Genomic DNA, 2,042 nt, shown 5'->3' with positions numbered 1-2,042 from the left:
GAAAAGCCCGGCTCGGCCAGACAGCCAGCACGAAGAGGACGTGAGGGGGCCACGGCCCGGACAAAACGACAGGAGACCACCCCGACGCCAGCCGGCAGCTTCAACAACGACGAAAACGGCCGCCCCAACCGGAGCAGCCGTCCATGACTCCGAACCTCTGCGTCCGCCTATTCTGCTGCTGCGGCGAACGCGACAGGATCCTGCTCGTCCTCGACCTCGCCGGAAGAAGTCCGCAAGCAGGCCGGCAGCCAAGCCGTCTCGACCAAAAGCCGCTCGGCCTCTCTTGCCATCTCGGCCTTGGTCAGGCTGCCCAGCCGCTGCGCCGCCTCATCCGAGACGCCCTCGCTGACCGCCTGCATGATCGCCGCCTTGGTGACGCGACCGAGATAGGCTGGCACGGTCGGGCTCCAATAGTCCCGCATGGCCAGGCTGGTCGCTTGGGCCAGTCGATCCGCGTCTCGGATCGCCTGCGTCCTGCGCTCATGCGGCAGGATCACCGCGTTGACGCTCTGCGCCACGACATGAGCCAGAAGCACATCGCGGCTGTCTCGGTCGAGCGCGGCAAGCCAATCCCAGAGCTCTCCTGCCTCCTGCGGCATGAGCCTGGCCCACTCTTCGTGCCGCTCGGCGATGGCGCGAGCGGCCGGGCCGTCATCGATCCCTTCGGCATGATGCGCCAGCGCGGCTGAATCGATCCGGATGCTGAGGCAGGACGGCGCGTCATGGCGAATGCCATAGAACCCCTGCAGGATCAGGGAGTGCGCCAGCGCCAGAAGCGCGATCTCCGGCTGCCGCGCCAGCGCGTCGCGAAGTGAGATGGTCCGCTGCGCCGACAGATCGGCGATCAGTCGATCCGAGAGGGCGACACCGCCGATCTCCAGATCAGCCACTGGCACTTCGGCGCTGACCCGCTCGCTGGTGGCCGAATGCGCCGCCTTCTCGCCCGTCTCTTCTTGCGGCTCGGCAACCTCGTCGTGAGGTCGAACGAAGCCGCGCTCTATCCGGGCCTGTCCGTCATGGCCGAGCACGACGAACGCTCCGGCGCGTGCGATGACGTTGGGATCGTAGGCATAAGCCTGCTCGGACAACCTCGCGATCTCTTCCTCCAGCTGCGCCATCTCGGCTGCGACGTCCTCGCTGACCTCGTCATGGGGATGCTGCTGATAGAGCGTCTCCAAGGCCATGCTGGCGGCAAGCCGCTGCGCAACCGCCTCGTCGTCCTGATCGACGGCGTGAGGATAGAGGCGTCGGCAGCCATGGCCATGCGGAAACTCCATCGCGACTTCCGTCCAGAGCCAACCCTCCTGCCGGACCTTGTCCGCGATCTCGCCGAGCTTGCCGAGGCAAAGCCGGTCGAGCAGCGCGACATCGGTCAGCCAGACCTCGTCGGTGGTCGAGAACAGATCGCGCAGCACGCTGCCGCCCGCGATCTCATAGGCGTCGAGCCCGAGGAACTGCACGCGCCGGTCCCGCCCAGACACATCGGCCTGCGTCAGCGCCGCCTTGATCCGCCACGCCTCCCGAAACGATCCGAGCCCCTGATAGACCTCGTCCTGCCGCACCGGATCGTCGGTGACGGTGAAGGCTTCAAGCTGGGCGAGCGTCAACTCGCCCTCGCGATAGGCCTGCATCAGATGGGGCGACACCGCCCCAAGCGCGAGGCGCTGCCGGACGATCCGGAGCGAGACGCCGAAACGCGCCGCGATCTCGGCTGCACCGAGCCCCGATAGCTCCAACCTGCGGAACGCCTCAAACTGGTCGGCCGGGTGCAGCGGCATGCGCACGACGTTCTCGGCCAAGCTCTCTTCCTCGCCAGCCTCCATCACCATCACGGGAACGGTGAAGCCGCGCGGCAGCGCTTCGCGCTTTGAGAGCAGCCTCAACGCCATCAACCGGCGTGAGCCGGCAATGACGCCATAGCGTCCGTCCTCGCGGGCTGTAACAAGCAGCGGCTGCAACAGCCCGTGGGCAAGGATGCTAGCGGCCAACTCCTCGACGCCATCGGCTGCGCCGGTGCGCCGGACATTGCGGTCGCTCACGAC

Annotated in this window: 1 protein-coding gene; it reads right to left on the bottom strand. The window is 67.1% G+C overall.

Features of this window, described 5'->3' with window-relative positions; all coding sequences use genetic code 11:
* Positions 1–167: 167 nt before the first annotated feature.
* Positions 168–2,042 (bottom strand): ParB/RepB/Spo0J family partition protein (locus IP69_RS20785; protein WP_054144742.1); only part of this gene is annotated, 1,875 nt, incomplete at its 5' end.

Source organism: Allobosea sp. AAP35 (genome assembly GCF_001295925.1).
Lineage (GTDB): Bacteria > Pseudomonadota > Alphaproteobacteria > Rhizobiales > Beijerinckiaceae > Allobosea.
The sequence above is the reverse complement of the archived record's forward strand: the minus strand, read 5'-3'. Positions and strand labels throughout refer to the sequence as shown.